Origin of the sequence: Humibacillus xanthopallidus (assembly GCF_006717145.1) — a bacterium.
GTDB classification, from domain to species: Bacteria; Actinomycetota; Actinomycetes; order Actinomycetales; family Dermatophilaceae; genus Humibacillus; species Humibacillus xanthopallidus.
Genome location: NZ_VFQF01000001.1, coordinates 1517132 through 1541658, shown reverse-complemented (window position 1 = coordinate 1541658; position 24527 = coordinate 1517132). Strand labels below are relative to the sequence as shown.

The following is a 24527-nucleotide window of genomic DNA, read 5'->3' as shown; positions in this document are numbered from 1 at the left end:
CTGACTGTCGCACAGGCAGATCGGCCGATGAGGGAGCAACCGATGGCGACGAAGAAGACGCCGCGCAGCACGGCGGGCACGAGCTCGCGGGCGACGAGCAGCAGCGGCAGCAAGGCGCGCACGACGAAGCGACGCACCACGACGACGAGGCGGCGGACGACGAGCAGCGCCCTGCAGCCACGCCGCCGCGCGAGCCGGCCCGGGCTGCCGACCACAGTGGGCACCGCCCTCGGCACGCTCGTCGTGACGACGCTGCTCGACCTGTCGTGGCCGGTCCGCATCGGCCTCATCGTCGTCGTGCTCGTCCTCGGCCTGGCATACGTCGTGTGGAAGAACCGGGCGGAGATCGCCGCAGGCGCCGCGGCGCCGTCGACTGGAGATGCGGTCCCCGCCGACCCAGCTGACCCTGCGGGCTCTGCCGACTCCGCTGACTCTGCCGACCCTGGAGCTGGACCGCCCGCTCCCAACTCGGGTCACTGACGCAAAGGCCCCTGCCCGTCGCCCTGCGTGCCTGCTCCCCTGTGCAGATCGCTTAAGGGATCCGGCGTGCAAGGGCCAATCGAAAGAGCAGTTCGTCGGGGTTCTCGGGGCCCGCGTGGCGCCCGGGGAGGCGACGAACTGCTCTTTCGATCGTGGGTGGGTTGTCGAGGGCTCGCCCGACATGGCCGGTGGCGGGGTGTCACTCGCCTGTGTCGATCGAGAGAACGATCCGGCGTGCCAAGCCCAATCGAAAGAGCAGTTCGTCGTTTTTCGGGGCCGCGCGGCCCGGGGAGGCGACGAAGTGCTCTTTCGATGGTGGGTGTCGTCGGCGCGGCGGGCGTGGCCGGTGGCGGGGTGCCACGCGCCTGTGTCGATCGAGAGAGCGATCCGGCGTGTCAAGCCCGATCGAAAGAGCAGTTCGTCGGGTTTTCGGGGCCTGCGCGGCGCTCGGGGAGGCGACGAACTGCTCTTTCGATTGTGGGTGTCGTCGGCGCGGCTGGCATGGTTTGTGGCGGGGTGCCACTCGCCTGTGTCGATCGAGAGAGCGGTCCGGCGTGTCAAGCCCGATCGAAAGAGCAGTTCGTCGGGTTTTCGGGCCTGCGCGGCCGCCGGGGAGGCGACGAACTGCTCTTTCGATTGTGGTTGGGGTGGCCGGTGGTGGGAGGCGATCGTCGGGCCTAGCGGTACGCGTCAGACGCCCCACAGCGCAGCGACGTGCGAGGCGTCCGTGCCGCAGCACCCGCCGATCACCGTGAGTGGGCCGATCTGGTCCAACACCTCCGCGTGCCCTCCAGCGAGAACGGCCAGGTCACCGGCATCGAGGTCGTCGGCCTCGTCGAGCTCGGCATGGCTGCGGGTCGAGGCGTTGTAGCGCATGCCGAGAATCCTCGAGCCCCAACCGATCCCGGCCCCCAGAGCGTCCGAAGCGCCTGAAGCATCGGGTGCGAGGGCCGCGAGCACGTGTTGCGGGTGGGCACAGTTGACGAGGTAGTAGTCCGGGCTCGCCGCCGCGTCGACCACGGTGACGGCCGTGGACAACGGCGTGCCGTCGGGCAGCCGGCCGTCGACCTCCGTGGTGAAGGAGATCGCCACCGGAAGGCCGGCGTCTCGAGAGGCTCGGACGATCCCGATGGCCTCACCCGGGTCGGTGAGCGTCAGGGCGGTCACGACATCGGCTCCCGACTCCGCGAACGCGGTCACCTGACGTCGGTGATAGCGCGCTGCCTCGTCGGGGTCCGTCGCGCCGTCACTGCGGTAGCCGTCACCCCGCGGCCCGACGACCCCGCTGATGACGACGTCCTCCAGCTCGGCGGCATACCGATCCCGCAGCTCCTGGAGGAACGTGATCGAGGCGACGTTGACCCGCGTCAGGTCGTCGGCGGACCGACCCAGGCGGGAGCCCCAGTCAGGGTTGGCGCGCCACGTCGGTGACTCGAGCAGGAGGCCGGCCCCGGCCCTCGCTGCGATGGCGGCGTAGTCGTCGTAGTAGCCGGTGAGGAGAAGCCGGCCGGCCTCGTCGTCGAGCAAGGGGAACGCCGCGAAGTCGGGCAGGTCGAGGCCGTGGTTGAAGATGAGGTCCGTCTCCAGGCCGCCGTCGGTCACCATCGGCCGACCGCTGAGCTGGGGGAGCCCCACACTGCCGGGCACGGGCTTGTCGAAGGACATGATGTCTCACCTCGAGGGTCGGCGACGGGTCTCGTGTCCTCCCGGTCTAGCAGATGGCACGAGGCGGGGTGGGGTTCTGGCGACCTGCCCGGGCGACGGACGGGCGCGCCGAGCACGGCAGGGGGCCACACGGCATACTCGGAGGTCGCACGGGACCGACCGCCGAGTCGACCCACCCACCCATCCCGATGAACCCGAGGAGCCCTTCCGATGACCGGCCAGGCGACCGACCAGCAGACCGACCAGCCGCGGCTCCAGCTGCTCCCGGCGGTGGACATCTCCGAAGGCCAGGCGGTGCAGCTCGTGCAGGGCGTCGCCGGCAGCGGCGGCCAGTTCGGGGACCCGTGGGAGGCCGCACAGGCCTGGCAGGACGCGGGGGCGGAGTGGATCCACCTCGTCGACCTCGACGCGGCCTTCGGCCGGGGCAGCAACCGCGAGCTCATCTCCTCGATCGTCGGGCGTCTGGACCTCCAGGTCGAGCTCTCCGGTGGCATCCGCGACGCGCACTCCCTCGAGGCGGCGCTCGCGACCGGCTGCCGGCGGGTCAACATCGGCACCGCGGCGCTCGAGGACCCGGAGTGGACGGCGTCGATCATCGCCGAGCACGGCGACCGCGTGGCGATCGGCCTCGACGTGCGCGGGACCACCCTCGCCGCCCGTGGCTGGACCCGCGAGGGCGGCGATCTCTGGGAGACCCTGGCGCGCCTCGACTCCGAGGGCTGTGCCCGCTACGTCGTGACCGACGTCAACAAGGACGGCATGCTGCAGGGCCCCAACGTGCAGCTGCTGCGTGACGTCTGCGCCCGCACCGACCGCCCCGTCATCGCGAGCGGCGGAGTCTCGACCCTCAAGGACATCAGAGCGATCCGCACGCTCGTCGGCGAGGGCGTCGAGGGGGCCATCGTCGGATCGGCTCTCTACCGTGGCGCCTTCACCCTGCCGGAGGCGCTCGACGTCGCCGGCAGGCCCGTCCGATGAGCGAGCTGCCCACCGACTCCGCCGGTCAGGCCTGGGCGGGCAAGTCGATCCCGGCGCACGGCTTCGCGGGCGACACCGGCGGCGCCGACCCCGCCCTCGAAGCCGCGCTCGCCGCGGTCCACGAGCGCCCCGATGCCGACGCCGAGATCGAGCTGCTCGCCCGGACGGCTTCGGCCCGGTGGCTCGTGCCCGTCGTCGCGGTGGCCGACGAGGTCGACGAGTCGGGTGCCCACGTCGTCGAGACCCGCAGCGACATGGCCGCCGTCACGCTCACCTCACCTGACGGCTCGCGAGCCCTGCCGGTCTTCACCTCGCTCGAGAGCCTCGCCGCTTGGGACGCTCACGCGCGGCCGGTGCCGGTGACGGCCTCGGCCGCAGCCCAGGCGGCGATCTCGGAGGAGTGCCACGTGCTCGTCGTCGACGTGGCCTCGTCCCACGCCACGGTGCTGCGCCCCAGCATGCTCTGGGCGCTCGCGCAGCAGCGGCCCTGGCTGCCCAGCCACCTCGACGATCACGTGGCCGCCGCGGTGCGTGCCGCGGTCGCGAGCGAGCCCGATGTCACCGGGCACCGGGTCGAGGCGGGGGAGCCGGCCGGCGCCGGAGTGCTGCGTATCGTGCTCCGCCTGCGCCCCGGCCTGGGAGCGGACGAGGTGGGCGCGATCGCCACCCGCATCGGGGAGCAGATCGCGACTGACGGGGAGACCCGTGCGAGGATCGATGCGCTGACCTTCGCACTGGAGGCGGCGACCTAGCACGACCCGCCACCGAGACGAGAGGTGCCGCCCGTGAGTACCGCCCCTTCGGCAACCGACGTGCCGGCCGCCCGTGCTCGCGTCCCGGGCGGTCCGCTCGGCTTCATGGTCGACCCGGCACTCGACGCGCAGCGACGCCGCGACCTGAGGCGGATGCGCCTCGTCGCCACCGGTCTGCTCGTCCTCGCCGCCATCGTCTACGTCCTGACCCGCGGCCACGACGACGGTGTGCTCGGCTTCGTCAACGCCGGCGCCGAGGCCTCGATGGTCGGCGCGTGCGCCGACTGGTTCGCCGTCACGGCGATCTTCCGTCACCCGCTCGGCCTGCCGATCCCGCACACCGCCCTCATCCCTCGCAAGAAGGAGATGATCGGCAAGAGCCTCGAGGAGTTCGTCGGCGAGAACTTCATGCACGAGGACATCATCCGCGAGCGCGTTCTCGACGCCGAGCCGACCCGTCGGGCCGCGGAGTGGGCCCTCGCGCCCGGACACGCCAAGCGCCTCGTCGACGAGGTCGCCACCGTCACCGTGCACGCCCTGCACCGGATCCCCGACGAGGACGTGCGGGCGGTCATCGAGCAGGCCGTGCTGCCCCGGCTCGTGCAGGAGCCGGTCAGCTCGCTGGCGGGCGGACTGCTCGACCAGGTGGTGCGCGACCAGGCCCACGTCGGGCTCGTCGACCTCGCCCTCGACGAGATGCGGGCCTGGCTCGTCGACAACGAGGACCTCTTCGAGTCGCTCATCACCCAGCGGGCCCCGACCTGGGTGCCGACGGCAGTCAACGACCTCGTCGCCCGCAAGATCCACACCGAGGCGCTCAAGTGGCTCGCCGACATCCGCCGCGACCCGGAGCACGACGTGCGCCGGGCCCTCGACAAGCTGCTCGTCGACCTCGCCGCTGACCTCCAGCACGACCCGGTGACGCAGGAGAAGGCCGAGCGGCTCAAGGAGCGGCTCCTCACGCACCCCCAGGTCGTCGACACGGCGATGTCGCTCTGGGGCTCGCTGCGTGCCGTCGCCATCTCGGCCCTCGAGGACGAGGGCGGCCCGGTGCGCACCCGCGCGGTCGAGGAGGTCACGGGTCTCGCTGAGCGGCTGCTCGCCGACCGTGCGCTGCGCGACCGCATCGACGCCCGCATCTGCGACGCGACGGTGTATGCCGTGGAGCGCTACGGCACGGAGCTGACGAAGATCATCAGCCAGACCGTCGACCGCTGGGACGGCAAGGAGACGGCCGAGCGCGTCGAGCTCCAGGTCGGGCGCGACCTGCAGTTCATCCGGATCAACGGCACGCTCGTCGGCGGGCTCATCGGCATGCTCATCCACGCCGTGTCGATCCTGCTGCCCTCCTGAGGCCCGTCAGCGGCGCGTGTCGATGTTGTAGCCGCGGATCTTGCGGTAGATCGTCGCGCGCGACATGCCGAGGTGCTCGGCAGCCCGGCCCTTGTTGCCGCCGTGGTCGGCGAGGGCCCGGGTGATGGCGTCGCGCTCGAGCGACTCGAGGGGCGTCAGCGTGCGACGGCCAACGGCCATGCACTCCGGCGGCAGGTCGGCTAGCTCGATCGTGCCGGTGCGCTTGGCGGCGAGCACTCGGCGCAGCACATCACGCAGCTGGGTCGCGTTGCCCGGCCACGGGTGCCGGGCCAGCTGGTTGACCGCCCGCGGCGAGATCTGCAGGTCGCGTGAGGGCGAGAGCGTGCGCAGCATCGCGGGGATCATCGCCCGGATGTCGTCGGGTCGGTGGCGCAGGGGCTCGACGTTGATGGTGCGGTCGAAGCACGGCACGATCTGGGCCTCGAGCGCGTCGTCGCCGACGGCCGCCTCGCGCGTCGCCACGACCCAGCGGGCCGGGGCGGAGTGCGAGCGGTCCGACTCCTCGAGGAGGCGGCTCGACACCGACTCGACGAGCGAGGCCGGCAGCCGGTCGATGTGCCGGATGATGAGGGTGCCCTCCTCGCTCGCGAGCTCGTCCTCGAGGTGCTGGAACCACTCGTCCGGGTCGAGGGCCGCCGTCTCGGCGTCGAGGACCCGCAGGTGCCGAGCAGGCGACTCGGCGACGTGCACCGCGCGGGCGAGGGCGTGCTTGCCGACGCCTCGCTCACCGACGAGGAGCACCCAGGTGCCGGCACGGTGCGACTCGCGCAGCTGTGCGCCGGCCCTGGTCCACTCGGGGCTGCTGCCCGCGACCCCGGGCAGCGGCGCCGTCAGCGTGCGGGAGTCGGCGGTGCGGACCGGTCGGGCCGAGGCCTCCTGGATCTGCACCCGGAAGACTCCACCGACGACGGCCGACCCGACCGAGGTCGGTCGGTAGTCGAGACGGGCGATGGCGCCGCTCGGCAGGTCGGCCACGAGGGTCAGCGGCGCCACCTTGCCGACAGCGTCGTCGGTGCGGGCGACGAGGGCCGTGCGGTCGGCGGCGTCGAGACGCTGCTGGGCGAGGTGGTTCATCATGACGATGTCCTCGCTCAGGGCAAGGACAGGGCCCGTGGCGTGCCGGCAGGCCGCGAGGTAGTCACGCAGCAGCGACATCTCGCTGACGGACACCGTGGCGAGGATCTCGTCCTCGATGCGCTCGGCGATGGAGCGGGCGTAGGTGAGCAGCAGGGCGTTGGAGACCCCTGCCTCGCAGGTGAGGTCGAGGACCCCGACGAGCCCCCCGCTGATGGGGTGGTGGACGGGTGCGCCGGCGCAGGCGAAGCCCATGAGCGGCTCGGTGAAGTGCTCGCTGCCGACGATGAGGGTCGGGGTCCGCGTCAGCAGGGCGGTGCCGATGCCGTTCGTGCCGACGCTGTCCTCGGCATAGGTGAAGCCAGGCGCGAGGCTGACCTTCTCGAGCCGGCGGCCGAACGAGGTGTCCGGGCAGATGCGGTGGATCACGCGCCCGGTCGGGTCGGCGAAGATCATGCTCACCGGCTCGCCCGCGAGGCCCTCGGCCATCCGGTGCATGACGCGGCTGACGAGGGAGTTGAGCTGCTGGGACTCACCCAGCGCACCGGCATACGACGGCTCGACGAGCGTGGGGCTCACGCCGGCCTGGGTGCTGCGCTTCCACGAGCTCCCGACGACGTCGCGCACCGACCGGTCGAGCACCCCCGACGCGATGAAGGCATCGCGAGCGCGCGGTCCTCCAGGGCTGTGCGTCATCGACACGCCTCCTCTCCGACGGACCGGTCCTGCGGCAGTGCGGGACGGTCGTCTCCCCTGAAGAGTCTCAGGTTCGATGACCCCACGGTGCAATGCCCTGCTGTGGATACCCCGGGGACCGTCTCAAAGTGAGACGCGCCCGGTGCCCACCGGCCCCACCTCTCACATTGAGACAGTCGCGAAGTCAGGGCCCTGTGAGTCTCCTCTCACACGGCGAGCGTCCTCGTCGTGACGGCTCGGTCAATGCCGACCGACCCGACACCCAGGAGGCAAGAGTGAGCAGACAGAGTCTGACGAAGGCCCACGCGAAGATCTCCGAGCTGACGTGGGAGCCGACCTTCGCGACGCCCGCGACCCGCTTCGGCACGGACTACACGTTCGAGAAGGCCCCGAAGAAGGACCCGCTCAAGCAGATCATGCGGTCCTACTTCCCGATGGAGGAGGAGAAGGACAACCGCGTCTTCGGCGCCATGGACGGCGCGGTCCGCGGCAACATGTTCCGCCAGGTCCAGCAGCGCTGGCTCGAGTGGCAGAAGCTGTTCCTGTCGATCATCCCGTTCCCCGAGATCTCGGCCGCCCGCGCCATGCCGATGGCGATCGACGCTGTGCCGAACCCGGAGATCCACAACGGGCTCGCGGTCCAGATGATCGACGAGGTTCGTCACTCGACGATCCAGATGAACCTCAAGAAGCTCTACATGAACCAGTACATCGACCCCGCCGGCTTCGACATGACGGAGAAGGCGTTCGCGAACAACTACGCGGGCACCATCGGCCGGCAGTTCGGTGAGGGCTTCATCACCGGCGACGCGATCACCGCCGCCAACGTCTACCTCACGGTGGTCGCCGAGACGGCCTTCACCAACACGCTCTTCGTGGCGATGCCCGACGAGGCCGCGGCCAACGGCGACTACCTGCTGCCGACGGTCTTCCACTCGGTCCAGTCGGACGAGTCGCGGCACATCTCGAACGGCTACTCGATCCTGCTCATGGCCCTCGCCGACGAGCGCAACCGGCCACTGCTCGAGCGCGACCTGCGCTACGCGTGGTGGAACAACCACTGCGTCGTCGACGCGGCCATCGGCACCTTCATCGAGTACGGCACGAAGGACCGTCGCAAGGACCGCGAGAGCTACGCGGAGATGTGGCGTCGGTGGATCTACGACGACTACTACCGCAGCTACCTGCTCCCGCTCGAGAAGTACGGCCTCACCATCCCGCACGACCTCGTCGAGGAGGCCTGGAACCGGATCACGAACAAGGGCTACGTCCACGAGGTCGCCCGGTTCTTCGCCACCGGCTGGCCCGTCAACTACTGGCGCATCGACACCATGACGGACACCGACTTCGAGTGGTTCGAGGAGAAGTACCCCGGGTGGTACAGCAAGTACGGCAAGTGGTGGGAGAACTACAACCGGCTCGCCTACCCCGGCCGCAACAAGCCGATCGCCTTCGAGGACGTGGGCTACCAGTACCCCCACCGGTGCTGGACGTGCATGGTCCCCGCCCTCATCCGTGAGGACATGGTGGTCGAGAAGGTCGACGACCAGTGGAGGACCTACTGCTCCGAGACGTGCTACTGGACTGACGCCGTCGCATTCCGGTCGGAGTACGAGGGCCGCGAGACGCCCAACATGGGCCGCCTCACCGGCTTCCGCGAGTGGGAGACGCTGCACCACGACAAGGACCTCGCCGACATCGTCAAGGACCTGGGTTACGTCCGCGACGACGGCAAGACCCTCATCGGGCAGCCGCACCTCGACCTCGACCCCAAGAAGATGTGGACCCTCGACGACGTCCGCGGCAACCGGTTCATGAGCCCCAACGTGCTCCTCAACCAGATGTCCGACGCCGAGCGTGAGGCCCACGTCGCGGAGTACCGGGCGAACGGCACGAAGGTCGCCTGAGCTCCACCGCCAGATCGGGTTGGCGGCGCCACCAGGGATGAGTGGCGCCGCCAGCCCCCAGACCCACCGCACTCGCGCGCCCTCGCGCCACCGTGCGTAGCGACATCACCCGCACCCGAGAGGAGGCCCACCATGGCCGACACCCACAAGATCTACTTCGAACCCGTCGACATCGAGATGGAGGTCGGCGAGGACGAGAAGATCCTCGACGCCGCGTTCCGTCAGGGCATCCACCTCATGCACGGTTGCCGCGAGGGGCAGTGCTCGGCCTGCAAGAGCTACATCCTCGAGGGCGAGATCCAGATGGAGCGCTACTCGACGTTCGCCTGCAACGACGCCGAGGTCGAGGAGGGTTACGTCCTGCTCTGCCGGGCGCACGCCTTCAGCGACTGCACCATCGAGCTGCTCAACTTCGACGAGGACGAGCTGCTCGGCGGCGTGCCCATCCAGGACGTGCGCACCCGGGTCACGGCGATCGAGCCGATGACGCGCGACATCGTGTCGCTCCGTCTCACGGCGATCGAGCCGGCGACCTACGAGTTCAAGCCCGGTCAGTACAGCGACATCACCATCCCCGGGACGGACGAGCACCGCTCGTTCTCCATGGCGACGACGCAGTCCACGCCCGGTGAGGTCGAGTTCCTCATCAAGAAGTACCCGGGCGGTCGGTTCTCGGCCCTGCTCGACGACGGCCTCTCGGTCGGCGACGAGCTGCACGTCAACGGTCCGTACGGGTCCTTCACGATCAAGGACGGACACGCCCTGCCGGTCGTGTGCATCGGGGGCGGGGCGGGGATGGCACCCATCCTCTCGCTCCTGCGGCACCTCAACGAGACCGGCAGCACCCGCCCGGTCCGCTTCTACTACGGCGCCCGCACGGCGGCCGACCTCTTCTACGTCGACGAGATCCTCGCCCTCGGCGAGGGCCTTCGCGACTTCGAGTTCGTCGCCTGCCTGTCGGAGTCGCTCCCCGGGGCGGGGTCCCCCGACGGGGGCGGTATGCCGCCGGGCGTGAGCCCGGAGTTCGGCAACGTCACCGACGTGGTGGCGCGCCGTGAGGAGGCGCTCGCGAAGTGCGAGGTCTACCTCTGCGGCCCGCCGCCCATGGTCGATGCCGCGCTGGCCTTTCTCGAGCAGCAGGGCGTGCCGAACGACCAGGTCTTCCACGACTCCTTCACGAGCCCCGTGACGGTCGTGACGACCTGAGCACCTCCCCAGCCGGACGGCATACCCCGACGGCACCCGCACGGAACGCGCACGGAACGCGCACGAACCCGCACCACCCACGAATCACCCACATCAACAACGGAGTTGACTGACATGGCGGACATCACCGACCAGAAGACGCGCAGCTTCCCCAAGATCGAGTTCACTGATTCCGAGGCCGGCGCCCTGGACTTCCCGAGCTCGAAGAGCCGCACGTACAACTACTACAAGCCGGCCAAGCTGCGGGCGACGATGTACGAGGACGTCACCGTCGACGTGCAGCCGGACCCCGACCGCCACCTCACGCAGGGGTGGATCTACGGCTTCGGCGACGGCCCCGGCGGCTACCCCAAGGAGTGGACCAAGGCCCAGTCGTCCAACTGGCACAGCTTCCTCGACCCGAACGAGGAGTGGGAGCAGACGATCTACCGCAACAACTCGGCGGTGGTGCGCCAGGTGAGCCTGTGCCTCGAGAACGCCCGGCGGGCCAGGGCCTACGAGAGCTGGAACCACGCCTGGGTCGTCTTCATCCAGCGCAACCTCGGGGCCTGGATGCACGCCGAGAACGGCATCGCCCTGCACGTCTTCACCTCGATCCAGCGGTCCGCGCCGACGAACATGATCAACAACGCCGTGGCGGTGGCGGCGGCGCACAAGATGCGCTTCGCCCAGGACCTCGCCCTCTTCAACCTCGACCTGTCCGAGGCCGGCATCGACTTCGACGGTGCGGCCCACCGCGACGTCTGGCAGAACGCGCCCGAGTGGCAGCCGACGCGCCGGACGGTCGAGGAGCTCACGGCGGTCGGGGACTGGGGTGAGCTGCTCTTCGCGACGAACATCGTCTTCGAGCAGCTCGTCGGCCAGCTCTTCCGGAGCGAGCTCGTCATGCAGATCGCGGCGCGCAACGGCGACTACATCACGCCCACGCTCGTCGGCACGGGCGAGAACGACTACGCCCGCGACCTGGCAGCCTCGCGCAGCCTCTTCCAGCTCCTCGTGCGCGACGAGGAGCACGGGGCCGCCAACAAGGAGCTCTTCGGCCAGTGGCTGTCCGTGTGGGTGCCGAAGTGCCTGGCCGCGGCGCAGGCGCTCCAGCCCATCTGGTCGCAGCCGGCCGAGAAGCCGGTCACCTTCGCCACGTCGCTCGACGCGGCCAAGGACAAGTTCCGCACCCTGCTCGAGGACCTCGAGCTCGACATCCCGAAGGAGTTGGACCAGTGAGCATGCAATTCGGTTCGGAGGCCTCGTTCTCCAACATGTGCGGGGTCACCCTCATGAACACCCCGGTCGGCCGCGTCGTCGCCGAGGTTATGGGCCGCAAGGAGGGCGTCGAGCTCACCGAGTACCCCTCGATGATCCGGGTCGACGGGCCGAAGCTGCTCGACTTCGACTACGAGGAGCTGAGCGACGCCCTCGGCGTCGAGTTCGACGGGTCGGTCTTCGAGGAGATCAGCTCGACGCACTACGGCCGCATGGTCCACCTCGACGACAAGACGATCCTCTTCGCCAGCCCCGAGGACGCCGCCGAGTACATCGGCTTCGACCTCGTCGCCAACTGAAGGACCCGCCCCACCGACGAGAACCACTGGCGCACCTAGGCGCTCGTATGCCGCTGGGCCGGCCCCCAGCCCGGGCCCCCACCCCGCTCCGCCCACTGGAGCCGGCCCAGCGGCTCGACGCCCGCGTTTCATCCCGACACAACGAAGTGAGGAAGCCATGTACGAGAAGAACGGCGAGAAGTACTACGTCGTCGATGCGCACGTCGCCCTGTGGGACGGCCGTGAGTCGAACCTCAGGAACATCCACGGCAAGCAGTTCATCGACTGCTTCTACGACTACCACAAGAACCTCAGCCCCGAGGAGGTGGTGTGGGACTACGACACCTACACCTACTACGGCGGCGAGCGGCTGATGAAGGACCTCTTCGACGAGGGCTACGTCGACCACGCCATCTTCCAGCCGGCCCACCTCGGCGACTTCTACCAGAACGGCTTCGGCCAGACGGAGGAGGCGTGGGCGCTGACCCAGGCCCACCCCGACAAGCTGACCTACAACCACAACTTCGACCCGCGCAACGAGCAGGCGGGCCTCGACCAGCTGCGGCGCGACGCCGAGCGCTTCGGCCTCAAGGGCGTCAAGCTCTACACGGCCGAGTGGCACGGGGACTCCCGCGGCTACAAGCTGACGGACCCCTGGACGTACAAGTACCTCGAGGCCTGCGAGGAGCTCGGGGTGAAGAACATCCACATCCACAAGGGCCCGACGATCATCCCGCTCGACCGCGACGCGTTCGATGTCGCCGATGTCGACGCCGTCGCGACCGACTTCCAAGGACTCAACTTCGTCGTCGAGCACTGCGGCCTGCCCCGGCTCGAGGACTTCTGCTGGATCGCCACGCAGGAGACGAACGTGCACGCCGGCCTCGCCGTCGCGATGCCCTTCATCCACACCCGTCCGCGCTACTTCGCGCAGATCATCGGCGAGCTCCTCTACTGGATCGGCGAGGACAAGATCCAGTTCTCCAGCGACTACGCGATCTGGACGCCGAAGTGGCTCGTCGAGAAGTTCGTCGACTTCCAGATCCCGGAGGACATGACGGAGTACGCCCCGCTCACGGCCACGGCGAAGAAGAAGATCCTCGGGCTCAATGCCGCGAAGATGTACGACCTCGACGTGCCGGCAGACCTGCGGCTGCCGGAGGCCGAGCTGGCAGACCCCGGTCTCGAGGTCGCCGCGGGTGCGAAGGAGAGCGTGTTCTCATGAGCGCCGTCGCCACCCCGGCCGCGTCCCCCTCGACCCGGCGACGGGGAGCGGGGACGCAGCACGGGGCATCCCTGGCGAACCAGGTGCTCGAGGCGCTCGCCACCGTGATGGACCCCGAGCTGGACGAGCCGATCACCGGGCTCGGCTTCGTCCGGTCGGTGGCCCTGCACCCCGCCGGTGTCACCGTGCACCTGCGGCTGCCGACGTCGTTCTGCTCGCCGAACTTCGCCTACCTCATGGTCTCGGACGCGCAGGATGCCCTGCGCCGCGTGCGGGGCATCGGCAGGGTCACCGTCGTGCTCGACGACCACCACGACTCCGACAAGATCAACGCCGGCATCGCGGCAGACGCCGGCTACCTCGGCACCTTCGGGGCCGAGGCGGAGGAGGGCCTCGACGAGCTCCGGCTCATCTTCCAGCGCAAGGCCCACGCCGCCGCCATGGAGCGCTGCGTCATGGCGGCACTCACCGCCGGATCCGTGCGCGTCGAGCACCTCGGCCGGCTCACGCTCGGCGACCTCCCGGCGGGCCGCACCAAGGAGGCTCTCCTGCGTCGGCGCACCGACATCGGCCTCGGCGTGGCACCGGGGGAGCGGGTCGTCGTCGACGAGCACGGCGAGGGTGTGCCCGACGAGGAGCTGCCGCTCCGCCTGCGGCTCGCGACGTCGGTGCGCATCTCCATCGAGGGCAACGCCCACTTCTGCCGGGGCCTGCTCGCCACCCGTTACGCCGGGGGTGACGCGTCCGCCCTCACCACCGAGGTCACCGAGACCACCGAGACCATCACCGACACGACCAGCACCGCCAGCACGACCAGCACCGCCAGCACAGCACCGAGCGTTTCTCATCCCCGGACGGCTCGCCGTCCGAAACTCGACCCGAAGGACTGACAGACATGGCAAAGGAACTGCGCTTCAACGAAGAGGCCCGTCGCCTGCTCGAGGTCGGCGTCAACGCGCTCGCCGACGCCGTCAAGGTGACGCTCGGCCCGAAGGGACGCAACGCCGTCCTCGAGAAGCTCACCGGCCCACCGACGATCACGAACGACGGCGTCACCATCGCGAAGGAGATCCAGCTGCGCGAGCCCTTCGCCAACATGGGCGCCCAGCTCGTCAAGGAAGTCGCGATGAAGACGAACGGTGTCGTCGGAGACGGCACCACGACCGCGACCGTCCTCGCCCAGGCGATGGTCCGCGAGGGACTGCGCGCCGTCGACGCCGGTGCCAACCCGATGCGCGTGCGTCGCGGCATCGAGCAGACCGTGCCGGTCGTCGTCGACACGCTGCGCCGGCTCGCGACCGAGGTGACCGGCCAGGCCGCCCTCGAGCGCATCGCCACGCTCGCGGCGAACGACGACGACGCCATCGGGTCGGCGGTCGCCGAGGCGGTCACGCGGGTCGGCAAGAACGGCATCGTCGCGACGGAGGAGTCGGACACCCTCGGCCTCTCGGTCGACGTCGTCGACGGCATCGAGTTCGACCACGGCTACATCTCGCCCTACATGGTCACCGACCGCGAGCGGATGGAGGCGGTCTACGACAACCCCGTCATCCTGCTGACGAACAAGAAGATCACCCAGGTCCAGGACATCATGCCGACGGTCGAGGCAGCCAAGCGCGCCGACCGGCCCCTCGTCATCCTCGCCGAGGACGTCGACGGTCCGGCGTTGCAGCTGCTCGTCGGCGGCAACATGCACGGCACGATGAAGTCGGTCGTCGTGCGAGCCCCGGGCTTCGGCCACCGCCGGCTCGCCGAGCTCGAGGACCTCGCCATCGCCCTCGGGGGACGGGTCGTCGCCAACGACACCGGCATCGAGCTGCACGAGATCAGCGCCACCGACCTCGGCACGTGCGACCGCATCACGATCACCGAGAACGACACGACGATCGTCGGCGCGCATGGCGACCCGGCTCTCGTCGACGCGCGAATCTCCCAGCTGGAGAAGCAGTTCGAGCGCTCGAAGATCGAGGGCGACCAGGACAGCCTCCAGATGCGGCTCGCCCGCATGACCGGCCGCGTCGCCGTGATCAACGTCGGGGGAGCCACGAGTGTCGAGCTCAAGGAGCGCATGCTGCGCGTCGAGGACTCGCTGGCCGCGGCGCGGGCGGCGCTCCAGGAGGGCATCGTGGCCGGCGGCGGCACCGCCCTCACCCAGGCCCAGGACGCCGTGTCGCGCATCGAGCTGACCGGTGACGACGCGGTCGGTCGCGAGATCGTTCGCCGTGCCCTCGTCGAGCCGCTGCGGTGGATCGCCATCAACGCGGGCTACGACGGCGACGAGGTGGTGTCCCGCGTCGCGAGCCTGCCCATCGGGCACGGCTTCAACGCCGTCACCGGCACCTACGGCGACATGCTCGAGGCCGGGGTGATGGACCCCCTCAAGGTGACGCGCGCCGCCCTCGAGGCCTCCGCGTCGATCGCGGGCCTCATCATCACCACCGAGACGGCGATCGTCGAGGAGGTCATGGGCAACCCCGGCGCGATCTACGCACCCGGGTTCGGCGACCTCGCCGAGGGCCTCGTCCGACCGAGCAACATCTACTGAGTCGGGGCCAGCCGATGATCACCGTCCTCGAGGTCACCGCGGCCCTCGCGCCCGTCCTCCTGCCCCGGGCGCTGCTCGGGCGCAAGCAGCTGCGGCAGCGACTCGACGTGCTGCTCTACCGGTGCGAGTCCTCCACCTGAGCCGACTCCACCCGATGCCGCCCCGCCACCCGCGGGGCGGCATCGTCGTGTCAGTCGCGCGTCTCCTGGAGCGTCGCGGTCAGCTGCTCGAGGGTGCGCCGCAGCTCAGCCAGCTGCGGCAGGGTGAGACCGCTCCGGGCCGCGATCGTCCGCGGCACGTCGGCGACCGCGGCGAGGCGGTCGCGCCCCGGGTCGGTGAGCGCCACGAGGACCCGGCGCTCGTCGGCGGGGTCGCGCGTGCGGCCCACGAGCCCCGCGGCCTCCATCCGCTTGAGCAGCGGCGAGAGGGTGCCGGAGTCGAGGCGCATGTGCTCGCCGAGCGCGCCGACGGTCAGCGGCCCGTGCTCCCCGATGGCCATGAGGGCGATGTACTGCGGGTAGGACAGCCCGTGCTCTGCGAGCAGCTCCCGGTAGACGGCGTCGAAGGTGCGCACGGTCGTGTGCATCGCGTAGCAGATCTGCTGCTCGATGGTGAGGGCGTCGGCCGAGTTGGACGAGGTCATGCCCCAAGCGTACTATCAAATTGTGCACAACAGAATTGCGCACAACTGAATGCAGACCGATCGTCCACCCGAGGAGCAGCAATGAGCACCGCCACCCAGACCGCCCAGTACGTCGCATCGGCCACGGCCTCCGGCCGCGAGGGCCGCGCCGTCACCTCCGACGGTCGCCTCGACGTCACGCTCGCTGCCCCGCGCGAGCTCGGTGGCAGCGGTGAGGGCACCAACCCGGAGCAGCTCTTCGCCGCAGGGTATGCCGCGTGCTTCGCGAGCGCTCTCGGGCTCGTCGCGCGCCAGCGCAGGGTCGAGAACTTCGACGTCGCGGTGACCGCCGACGTCAGCCTGAGCGGCAACGGCCGCGAGGGCTTCGGCCTTGCCGTGGTGCTCCACGTCGAGCTGCCCGAGGGAGTCGACGAGGAGCTCGGCCGTGAGCTCGTCGGCATCGCGCACCAGGTGTGCCCCTACTCGAACGCGACGCGCGGCAACATCCCCGTCGAGCTCGTCGTCGAGTGACCGGAGCGCACCCAGCGCACCACCGGTCGCCCGTGCGAACCTGATCCATCGAACCGTGAAAAGCACTGCCCCAGAAGGAGAACCGATGTCCAACCCCCGTGAGGTCCAGCTCGTGTCCCGCCCCGTCGGCTGGCCGACTCCCGAGAACTTCGCACTCGTGGAGAGTGCCCCGACGCAGCTCGCCGAGGGCCAGATCCGCGTGCGCAACGAGGTCATGTCGGTCGACCCCTACATGCGTGGCCGCATGAGCGACGCCAAGTCGTACGCCGAGCCGTATGCGCTCGGCGAGGCGATGCACGGCGGCGCGGTGGGTGAGGTCGTCGAGTCCCGTGCGGACGGCGTCGCCGTGGGCGACCACGTGCTCCACGGTCTCGGCTGGCGCGAGGAGGCCGTGGTGGACGCGGCGTCCGCGCGCGTCGTCGACACGTCGGTGGCCCCGGCCTCCGCCTACCTCGGCGTCCTCGGCATGACGGGCCTCACGGCATACGCCGGCCTGACGCGCATCGCAGGGCTCAAGGCGGGCGACGTCGTCTTCGTGTCCGGTGCGGCGGGCGCGGTCGGCAGCGCGGTCGGCCAGATCGCCAAGGCGCTGGGAGCGAGCCGGGTCATCGGCAGCGCGGGCTCGCAGGAGAAGGTCGACCATCTCCTCAACGACCTCGGCTTCGACGCGGCCTTCAACTACAAGGACGGTCGCGTCTCCGACCTGCTCCGCGAGGCCGCGCCCGACGGCATCGACGTCTACTTCGACAACGTCGGCGGCGACCACCTCGAGGCGGCCATCGGATCGCTGCGCCTCGGCGGGCGCATCGCCATCTGCGGCGCCATCTCCGTCTACAACAACACCGAGGCGGCGCCCGGCCCGCGCAACCTCGCGCGGCTCATCCAGACGCGCGGCACGATCCAGGGCTTCCTCGTCGGCGACCACTACGACATCGCGGGGGAGTACGCGACCAAGGCCGCCGGCTGGATCGCCGACGGCACGCTGACCTCGCGCGAGACGTTCGTCGACGGCATCGACCACGCCGTCGACGGCTTCCTCGGCGTCCTGCGCGGCGAGAACCTCGGCAAGATGCTCGTCCGCCTCTGATCGAGAGGGCACCAAGCCCCATCTCGAGAGCACGAAGCCCAATCGAGAGAGCACTCCGTCGGCCGACGGAGTGCTCTCTCGATTGACCTGGGGGTGCGCCCTGGATCGTCAGGTCTTGAGCAGCTCCTTGACCTTGTCGGCGGGCAGCAGGTCGTGGCGCAGCGGCTCGCGCACGAACGACCCGGTGCCGTGCGAGACCGACCGCAGGTCGATCGGGTAGCGCGACAGCTCGGCCTGCGGCACCTCCGCGTGCACGACGGTCCAGCCGCCGTCGGGCCCCATTCCGTCGGCCGGCTCGGTGCCGACGACCTGACCGCGCCGACCGCGCAGGTCTGACATGACCGCGCCGAGGTAGTCGTCGGCGACGGTGATGTGGACCCGGTCGATCGGCTCGAGCAGCGCCATCGTCGACTCGTTGGCGGCCTCCTTGAGCGCGAGGGCCGCCGCGGTCTGGAAGGCGACGTCCGAGGAGTCCACCGAGTGCGCCTTCCCGTCGGTCAGGGTCACCCGCACGTCGACGACCGGGTGCCCGGTGAGCAGCCCCTTCTCGAGCTGCATCCGCGCCCCCTTCTCGACCGAGGGGATGAACTGCCGCGGCACGGCGCCACCGACGACCTTGTCGACGAACTCGAACCCCGAGCCGCGGGGGAGCGGCTCGATCTCGAGGGAGCACACGGCATACTGCCCGTGCCCGCCGGACTGCTTGACGTGCCGGCCCTGCACCTGGCAGCGGCGCACGAACGTCTCGCGCAACGCGGTGCGGTAGGGCTCCGCGGTGACGGTGACGCCGTAGCGGTCGGCGAGCTGGCCGATGAGGTCGTCGACGTGGGCCTGGCCCATCGTCCAGAGCACGACCTGGTCGGTCTCGCTCGAGTGCTCCATGCGCATCGTGACGTCCTCGGCGACGAGGCGCTGCAGGGCGCCGCCGAGCTTGTCGTCGTCGGATTTCGTCGCCGCGCGGATCGCGACGGGCAGCTGCGGCTCGGGCAGCACCCAGGGCGCGACGACGGCCGGGCGGTCCTGCGACGACAGCGTGTCGGAGGTCTCGGCGCGGGTCAGCTTGGAGACGAGCGCGATGTCACCGGCGATCGCCGTGCCGCGCGGACGGTGGGTGTCGACGAAGGGCGACGCGAGCGGCCCGACCCGCTCGTCGTCGTCGTGCGCGGGGTGGCCCGCGACCTCGTGCCCGACGAAGTCGCTGAGGTGCCCCGAGACGTGGACGGTCTCGTCGACGCGCAGCGTGCCCGAGAAGACCCGCACGAGCGAGAGGCGCCCGACATAGGGGTCCGTCGTCGTGCGCACCACCTCGGCGACGAGCGGCTGCGACGGGTCGCACGCCACCCCGGAGACCGAGCCACCGACGGGCGTCGTGACCGCGGGCAGCGGGTGCACGGTCGGGTCGGGGAAGGCCCGTTCGATGACGCCGAGCAGCTCCTCCACCCCGACTCCCGTGAGGGGTGCGACGGGCAGGATCGGGAAGAACGTGCCCTGCGCGATGGCGGTGCGCAGGTCGGTGAGCAGGGCCTCCGTGTCGAGCGTCTCGCCCTCGAGGTAGCGGTCGAGGAGCGTTGCGTCCTCGGACTCCTCGATGACCGACTCGATGAGCGCGCTGCGCGCGTCGTCGTGCTCGGGCGTCGTGTCGCCGGTGAGGAGCCCGACGATCCCGCTCACCTCACCGTCCTCGACGACCGGCCAGTGGGTGGCCCTGGCGTCGCCGAAGGTGCGCCGACAGGTCTCGACAGTCGTCGCGAAGTCGGCCCGCGGCTGGTCGAGGTGCGTGACGACGACAGCACGCGGCATACCGACGGCAGAGCACTCGCGCCACAGCAGCGACACGGGCCGGTCGATGTCGTCGGCGCCCGACACGACGAAGACGGCGGCGTCGGCGGCGCGCAGCCCGGCGCGCAGGTCACCGACGAAGTCGGGGTAGCCGGGGGTGTCGAGCAGGTTGAGCGTCACGGCGCCCGTGTCGAACGAGGCCACCGTGAGGCCGGTCGTGCGCACGTGCTCGGTGGGTGCCGCTCGCTGGCCCGCGACGCGCGCCGCGAGGAGCGCGTCGAAGAGGGCGGTCTTGCCGGACCCGCCTGGTCCGACCAGGACGACGTTGCGGATGTCCTGCGGCGAGGCGGGGTTGGGAGCCGCAGGAAGGTCATTTCTGCCGGGCGTCTTTGCCATGCCCCCACCCTTCTCCTCCGACGCCACGGTTCACAAGAGCCCGTATGCGGCCCGGCCTGTCTGGCTCGTCACGTCGGGTTCGCCAGAGCACCCTGCGGCCGCGTGGCCGGGGCTACCGTTGATGCGACGGATCCGAGGGGGAGCCATGGCTGTCGAGACGGGCGAGTGGCTGGACGAGCTGCGAGCGGTCTGCGCCGAGGTGGCCGCCGGCCGGGCGCGCGTCGACGACGTGGATGCCCGTGCGCGTGAGGTGCCGGCAGACGACCTCTTCGTCGCGGCCAACGTCCTCGGCGCCTACGACGCCCTCCTCACCCTCGCCGGCGCGGTCTGGGACGACGCCGACCCCGACGCCGGGCTCGCCGTGCTCGCGATCGGCGGCAACATCGCGTTGCTGGCGCAGCAGGTGACGGGCGAGTCGGCACCGGTGCGAACCTATGCGCGACGCCTCGGGCGCCACGGGATGCAGATCGCCGCGACGAACATCCTGCGAGCCGCCGTCGAGGTGGGCGGCCCACCCCTGCAAGGGAGCCCGCCGTTGCGACCCCAGCTGCTCAACCTCCTCGGAGACATGCTGCGAGAGCTGGGTGACCTCCGCGGGGCCGAGGAGGCGCTGGTCGACGGCCTGGCCGACGTGCCCGCGAGTGAGTCCGTCGGCGAGCAGGAAGGGCTGCGTGCCGCGCTGCTCAACAACCTCGCCCTCGTGCTGCAGTCGCGAGGGGACCTGACGCGGGCGGCCGAGCTGCTGCGCGAGGTGGTCGAGATCGACCACCGTCTCGGCGTGCCGGCGGCCGAGCTGGCGGTCTCCGTCGACAACCTCGGCAGCGTGCACCGCGAGATCGCCGACACCCGCGGACCCCTCTGGATCTCGGACGAGTTCGTCAACGAGGCGACCTCGTCCGAGCTGGGGGTGGCGGACTCCTACTTCGAGCAGGCGCAGGCGCTCTTCCGCACCGCGCTGCCCGACGCCGCCGAGGACTATGCGATCTCGCTCGTCAACTCCGCCGAGATCGCCGTGCTGCGAAGGGACCGGGAGAGCGCCGACAGCATCAGCGCGCAGGCCCAGCGGGTCGACGCCGAGCACGCGCTCACACGTGCGACGAGCTGGCTCGTGAGGTCGATGCGCGGACGCGTCCTGGCCGACGCCGGCCGGCACGGCGACGCCATCGACCTGCTGCGTCCCTGGTTCGACGAGATCGAGGGCACGGCGGCCGCCCACGAGGTGCCCGAGCGGGCCCTCTCCGTCCTGCTCGAGGCGGCGGCCGTGGCCGGCGACGGCGAGCTCCTCGAACGCGTCGCACGCGAGACGCTCGAGATCGACGACGAGATGCTCGACCGCGCGCTCATCGGGTCGTCGAGCCGGTCGGCCCGCCACCAGCTGCGGCCCGTCCACCACCGCACCGAGGCCGTGGTCGGGGCGTGCCTGCCGGCGGCGAGCGGCGGCGTGCTCGTCGACTGGCTCTACGACGCACTGCTCTCCCGGAAGGGGGTGCTGCAGGAGCGCGCCGGGAGTGCCTGGGTGCGAGGGCTGGCCGGCAGCGAGGTCGCCGACGAGGTGAGAGCGCTGCGCAGCGAGCTCGCCACGCTCGACCTCGACGGCTCCGAGGTCCGCACCGTGCGCGAGGCCCGGCGCCGTCGGGTCGAGGCGGCCGAGCGCCTCGACGCGGCCGAGCGGGCGCTGCAACGATCGGTGCCGGGACGCGCCGCCCGGCGGGTCCACCTCGCAGAGGTGCAGGCCACCCTCGACGACGCCACCCTGCTCGTCGACATCGTGCGCGAGCGGCCACCGGGCCCGGGGTCGACGGCGGGGTATGTCGCCGTCCTCGTGAGGCAGCACGGTCCCGCGCGGTTCGAACGGCTGGGCACGGTGGACGAGGTGGACGACCGGCTCCGTCGAGCCGCCCTCGTGCATGAGTCCCGGCTGCCTGCCGGCTCGGGCGACCTGGGAGCCGCGCGCCGTCTCACCCCGGTGGGGCGCGAGGCCGAGCCTGCGCCACCCACCTTCGCGGGCCTCACCGAAGGACTGCTGCCCCTGGCCGACCACCTCGAGCGCGTCTCGCGGGTCGTCGTCGCTCCACACGGCCAGTGGGCACGCGTCCCCCTCGGGTTGCTGCCAGGTGTCGACGGCACACCGCTGATCGACAGCCTCGAGGTCTCCCTGGTGCCGAGCGCGCGGTGGCTCGTCACCGGTCCGGCCGGGCCTGCAGAGCGACACCCCGGCCAAGCCCTCGTCCTCGGTGACGCAGACTTCGATCTCGGGGTCTCGCTCGTCCCCGGCGTGCGGCTCGAGATGCGCCCCACCGCGCTGCCGTGGACGCGCGCCGAGGCGCAGGAGGTCGGCCGTGTGCTCGGCGTGGCACCCCGCCTCGGAGCTGAGGCCAGCAGGGGAGCGCTCCTCACCGCCGTCGCCCCCGGCATCCTGCACGTGGCCAGCCACGGCACCTTCATCGACGCCTTCGCCAGCGAGCGCGAGCAGCGCGAGCCCCGCGCCCAGGTCATCGAGGCGCGGGGCGACATCGTCGTCACCCGCGAGCCCGACGAGGAGGAGGGCATGGGCTGGTCGCCGATGGGGGAGGCGGCCACCTCGGTCGACGACCCGTCAGCGCGCCACCGGCGGCGCGTGCAGTGGCTGCGCGAGGTCGGGCCGAGCGAGCCGTCGACCCGGTCCGCCCTGCTGCTGGCGGGCTTCACCGGATGGCTCGCCGGCGCGCCCACCTCGCCCGACATCGGCACGGGGGTCGTCACCGCTGCCGAGCTCGCCCTGCTCGACCTCGAGGCGACCGAGCTCGTCGTGCTCTCCGCCTGCGAGACCGGCGTCAGTGCGGTCGACGACGTCGACGGCACGGTGCTCGGCCTGCGGACCGCGGCGCTCGCGGCCGGTGCCGGCTGTTGCGTCGCCAGCCTGTGGTCGGTCGACGACCGGGTGACGGCCGAGCTCATGACGACGATGTATGCCGCCCACGCCGACGGACACTCCTGGCCTGCCGCCCTGCGCGCCGCGCAGCTCGCCGTCCGAGGCCACCACCGGGATCCCTTCTACTGGGCGGCGTGGGTGGCCGAGGGCGGCACCCGGTCAGCCGAAACCCCGGTGCCGGGTGTCGGCGGCAGGTGAGAGGCTTCTCGGATGGATGTGGGTCAGTACCGTCACGTGCTCGCGATCCGTGACACGCGCAACGCGCTGGCGCTGGGTCTGCTCATCCGCATCCCGATGTTCGCCGGCACCGTGCTGCTCACGCTGCATGTGGTCACGGCGCTCGGGCGCAGCTACGGCCAGGCCGGTCTCGTCACCGCCGCGGCCACCATCGCCATCGCCATCTCGGGGCCGTGGCGCGGCCGGCTGCTCGACCGGCAGGGCCTGCGGCGCACCGTGGCGCCCTCCCTGCTCATCCAGCTCGTCTGCTGGTCGATCGCCCCCTGGGTCGGCTATGCGCCCCTCATGGCGCTCGCCGCGCTCGCCGGGCTCTTCGTCGTGCCGACCTTCTCGATCCTGCGCCAGGTCATCATCCGCTCGGTCCCCGAGCACCAGCGACGCACCGCACTCTCGCTCGACTCAGCCGCGACGGAGCTGTCGTTCATGGCCGGCCCGGCGCTCGGCGTGTGGCTCGCGACGACCTGGAACACCGGCTGGGCCCTCTTCACGGTCGAGATGGCCGCGGTCCTCGCCGGCTGCGTCCTCTGGGTGGCCAACCCCGCGATCAAGGCCGCTCCCGACGTGCCTGACCCGACTCGTGACGACACGGAGAGCGCCGACGCCATCGAGGGGGCAGCAGACCCGGAGCCCGTCCCCGGCGCCTGGCGCGGCTTCATCACCGTGCGCGTGGCGGCGGTCTACCTCGCGGCGGCGTGCACGACCCTCGTGCTCAGCGGCACCGACGTCTCGATCGTCGCGGCCCTGCGCTCCTTCGAGGCCACGGCGTCCATCGGCTGGATCCTCGCGCTCTGGGGTGCCGGCTCCCTCGTCGGCGGTCTCGTCTACGGCGCCTGGCACCGGTCGTTCTCCGTCTTCTGGCTGCTCGGCGGGCTCGCCGCGACCACGGCGCCCGTCGCGCTCGCGGTGGGCGTGCCGAGCTTCGCCGTGCTCGTGACGTTGTCCGGCTTCCTCTGCGCCCCGACGATCACGGCGACCGTCGAGCAGCTGAGCCGGGTCGTGCCCGAGCGCTTCCGCGGCGAGATGATGGGCTGGCACGGGTCGGCGATGACGGCCGGCTCGGCCGTCGGTGCCCCGCTCGCCGGCTTCGCCATCGACCACGGCGGCTGGCGTTGGGGCTTCCTTGTCGTCTCGGCGCTCGGCGTGCTCGTCGCCGGCGCCGGCATGCTCGGTGGCGCCCGCGGTCGCGCGCACTCGCCCGAGCAGGCCCCGTCGAAGGCGTCACCGGCAAGGACCGCTGCCGATTCGGAGCCTGGCGTGCCGGCTGCTATCGTGGAGCACTGACCAGTCCTTCCCCTGCCACCGCTCCGGCGATGACGAGGGATCGACGTGCAAGAGAAGCTCGCTTCCACCCGCGCCGACCGTCAGGTCGCCGGGTCCAAGGTCGCACAGATCGGTGGCTCCTCCGGGAGTCCTGCGGACTGTGCCGTACGCCCCGAAGGTTTCCTTCCGGCATACGTCAACCTGGGCTCCTCGTGCACTCACGGGGAGCCTTTTCTCATGGTGGTCGCGAGCAGCACCAGCACG

The 24527-nt window shown here is 70.9% G+C and carries 20 protein-coding genes; 16 read left to right on the top strand and 4 right to left on the bottom strand.

Going from position 1 to position 24527, the window contains the following annotated elements; all coding sequences use genetic code 11:
• Positions 1-42 precede the first annotated feature (42 nt).
• Positions 43-480 carry a hypothetical protein gene (locus FHX52_RS23765; protein WP_185747103.1) on the top strand — a complete coding sequence of 146 codons (438 nt, stop codon included), beginning with the start codon at positions 43-45 and terminating at the stop codon, positions 478-480.
• Between the two features lie 690 nt (positions 481-1170).
• Here FHX52_RS23765 and FHX52_RS06875 read toward each other — a convergent pair.
• Positions 1171-2145, bottom strand: coding sequence for a homocysteine S-methyltransferase family protein (locus tag FHX52_RS06875; RefSeq protein ID WP_246069648.1), 975 nt, complete (start codon positions 2143-2145; stop codon positions 1171-1173).
• A gap of 210 nt (positions 2146-2355) precedes the next feature.
• Between FHX52_RS06875 and priA the strand changes: the two genes are divergently transcribed.
• The 3 genes from priA to FHX52_RS06860 are packed head-to-tail and all read left to right on the top strand — an operon-like array spanning position 2356 to position 5228.
• Positions 2356-3123, top strand: a complete 768-nt coding sequence (gene priA, locus FHX52_RS06870; RefSeq protein WP_141821074.1) for a bifunctional 1-(5-phosphoribosyl)-5-((5-phosphoribosylamino)methylideneamino)imidazole-4-carboxamide isomerase/phosphoribosylanthranilate isomerase PriA — start codon at positions 2356-2358, stop codon at positions 3121-3123.
• On the top strand, positions 3120-3875 hold the full coding sequence (locus tag FHX52_RS06865; protein WP_141821072.1) for an SseB family protein: 756 nt from the start codon (positions 3120-3122) through the stop codon (positions 3873-3875). Before priA ends, FHX52_RS06865 begins: the two co-directional genes overlap by 4 nt.
• Positions 3876-3908: 33 nt before the next feature.
• Positions 3909-5228, top strand: coding sequence for a DUF445 domain-containing protein (locus FHX52_RS06860; protein ID WP_246069647.1), 1320 nt, complete (start codon positions 3909-3911; stop codon positions 5226-5228).
• 6 nt (positions 5229-5234) lie between these two features.
• Here FHX52_RS06860 and FHX52_RS06855 read toward each other — a convergent pair whose 3' ends face one another.
• The gene (locus tag FHX52_RS06855) at positions 5235-7019 is read right to left on the bottom strand and encodes a sigma-54-dependent Fis family transcriptional regulator (protein ID WP_141821070.1); all 1785 of its coding nucleotides are present in this window, start codon (positions 7017-7019) and stop codon (positions 5235-5237) included.
• 275 nt (positions 7020-7294) lie between these two features.
• Between FHX52_RS06855 and FHX52_RS06850 the strand changes: the two genes are divergently transcribed.
• The 8 genes from FHX52_RS06850 (at position 7295) to FHX52_RS24525 (ending at position 15580) form a co-directional block, all read left to right on the top strand.
• Positions 7295-8926 (top strand): ferritin family protein, encoded by a 1632-nt coding sequence (locus tag FHX52_RS06850; RefSeq protein WP_141821068.1) that lies wholly within the window; start codon positions 7295-7297, stop codon positions 8924-8926.
• A 132-nt stretch (positions 8927-9058) separates the two neighbouring features.
• A complete protein-coding gene (locus FHX52_RS06845; RefSeq protein ID WP_141821066.1) occupies positions 9059-10132 on the top strand; it encodes a 2Fe-2S iron-sulfur cluster-binding protein in 1074 nt (357 codons plus the stop codon).
• A 114-nt stretch (positions 10133-10246) separates the two neighbouring features.
• The gene (locus FHX52_RS06840) at positions 10247-11353 is read left to right on the top strand and encodes an aromatic/alkene monooxygenase hydroxylase subunit beta (protein WP_141821064.1); all 1107 of its coding nucleotides are present in this window, start codon (positions 10247-10249) and stop codon (positions 11351-11353) included.
• 2 nt (positions 11354-11355) lie between these two features.
• Positions 11356-11691 (top strand): propane 2-monooxygenase effector subunit MimD, encoded by a 336-nt coding sequence (mimD, locus tag FHX52_RS06835; RefSeq protein ID WP_141822077.1) that lies wholly within the window; start codon positions 11356-11358, stop codon positions 11689-11691.
• Positions 11692-11848: 157 nt separating this feature from the next.
• Positions 11849-12895 (top strand): amidohydrolase family protein, encoded by a 1047-nt coding sequence (locus tag FHX52_RS06830; protein WP_141821062.1) that lies wholly within the window; start codon positions 11849-11851, stop codon positions 12893-12895.
• The gene (locus tag FHX52_RS06825) at positions 12892-13785 is read left to right on the top strand and encodes an iron-sulfur cluster assembly protein (RefSeq protein ID WP_141821060.1); all 894 of its coding nucleotides are present in this window, start codon (positions 12892-12894) and stop codon (positions 13783-13785) included. The genes FHX52_RS06830 and FHX52_RS06825 overlap by 4 nt, the downstream gene beginning before the upstream one ends.
• A gap of 5 nt (positions 13786-13790) precedes the next feature.
• Complete coding sequence (gene groL, locus FHX52_RS06820) at positions 13791-15440, top strand: chaperonin GroEL (RefSeq protein ID WP_141821058.1); 1650 nt, start codon at positions 13791-13793, stop codon at positions 15438-15440.
• Between the two features lie 14 nt (positions 15441-15454).
• Entirely contained in the window at positions 15455-15580 is a 126-nt protein-coding gene (locus FHX52_RS24525; protein WP_281287980.1) for a hypothetical protein, read from the top strand.
• A 50-nt stretch (positions 15581-15630) separates the two neighbouring features.
• Here the strand turns inward: FHX52_RS24525 and FHX52_RS06815 are convergent, their stop codons facing one another.
• A complete protein-coding gene (locus FHX52_RS06815) occupies positions 15631-16083 on the bottom strand; it encodes a MarR family winged helix-turn-helix transcriptional regulator (protein ID WP_141821056.1) in 453 nt (150 codons plus the stop codon).
• An 81-nt stretch (positions 16084-16164) separates the two neighbouring features.
• On the opposite strand from FHX52_RS06815, the gene FHX52_RS06810 reads away from it, so the two are divergent.
• Both FHX52_RS06810 and FHX52_RS06805 read left to right on the top strand, forming a co-directional pair.
• Positions 16165-16593 carry an organic hydroperoxide resistance protein gene (locus tag FHX52_RS06810; RefSeq protein ID WP_141821054.1) on the top strand — a complete coding sequence of 143 codons (429 nt, stop codon included), beginning with the start codon at positions 16165-16167 and terminating at the stop codon, positions 16591-16593.
• Between the two features lie 85 nt (positions 16594-16678).
• A complete protein-coding gene (locus FHX52_RS06805; protein WP_141821052.1) occupies positions 16679-17680 on the top strand; it encodes an NADP-dependent oxidoreductase in 1002 nt (333 codons plus the stop codon).
• A 108-nt stretch (positions 17681-17788) separates the two neighbouring features.
• Here FHX52_RS06805 and FHX52_RS06800 read toward each other — a convergent pair whose 3' ends face one another.
• The gene (locus FHX52_RS06800) at positions 17789-19855 is read right to left on the bottom strand and encodes an elongation factor G-like protein EF-G2 (RefSeq protein WP_141821051.1); all 2067 of its coding nucleotides are present in this window, start codon (positions 19853-19855) and stop codon (positions 17789-17791) included.
• A gap of 145 nt (positions 19856-20000) precedes the next feature.
• Here FHX52_RS06800 and FHX52_RS06795 point away from each other — a divergent pair, with 145 nt between their 5' ends.
• Both FHX52_RS06795 and FHX52_RS06790 read left to right on the top strand, forming a co-directional pair.
• Positions 20001-22964 carry a CHAT domain-containing protein gene (locus tag FHX52_RS06795; RefSeq protein ID WP_141821049.1) on the top strand — a complete coding sequence of 988 codons (2964 nt, stop codon included), beginning with the start codon at positions 20001-20003 and terminating at the stop codon, positions 22962-22964.
• Between the two features lie 12 nt (positions 22965-22976).
• Entirely contained in the window at positions 22977-24284 is a 1308-nt protein-coding gene (locus FHX52_RS06790) for an MFS transporter (protein ID WP_141821047.1), read from the top strand.
• Positions 24285-24527: the final 243 nt, after the last annotated feature.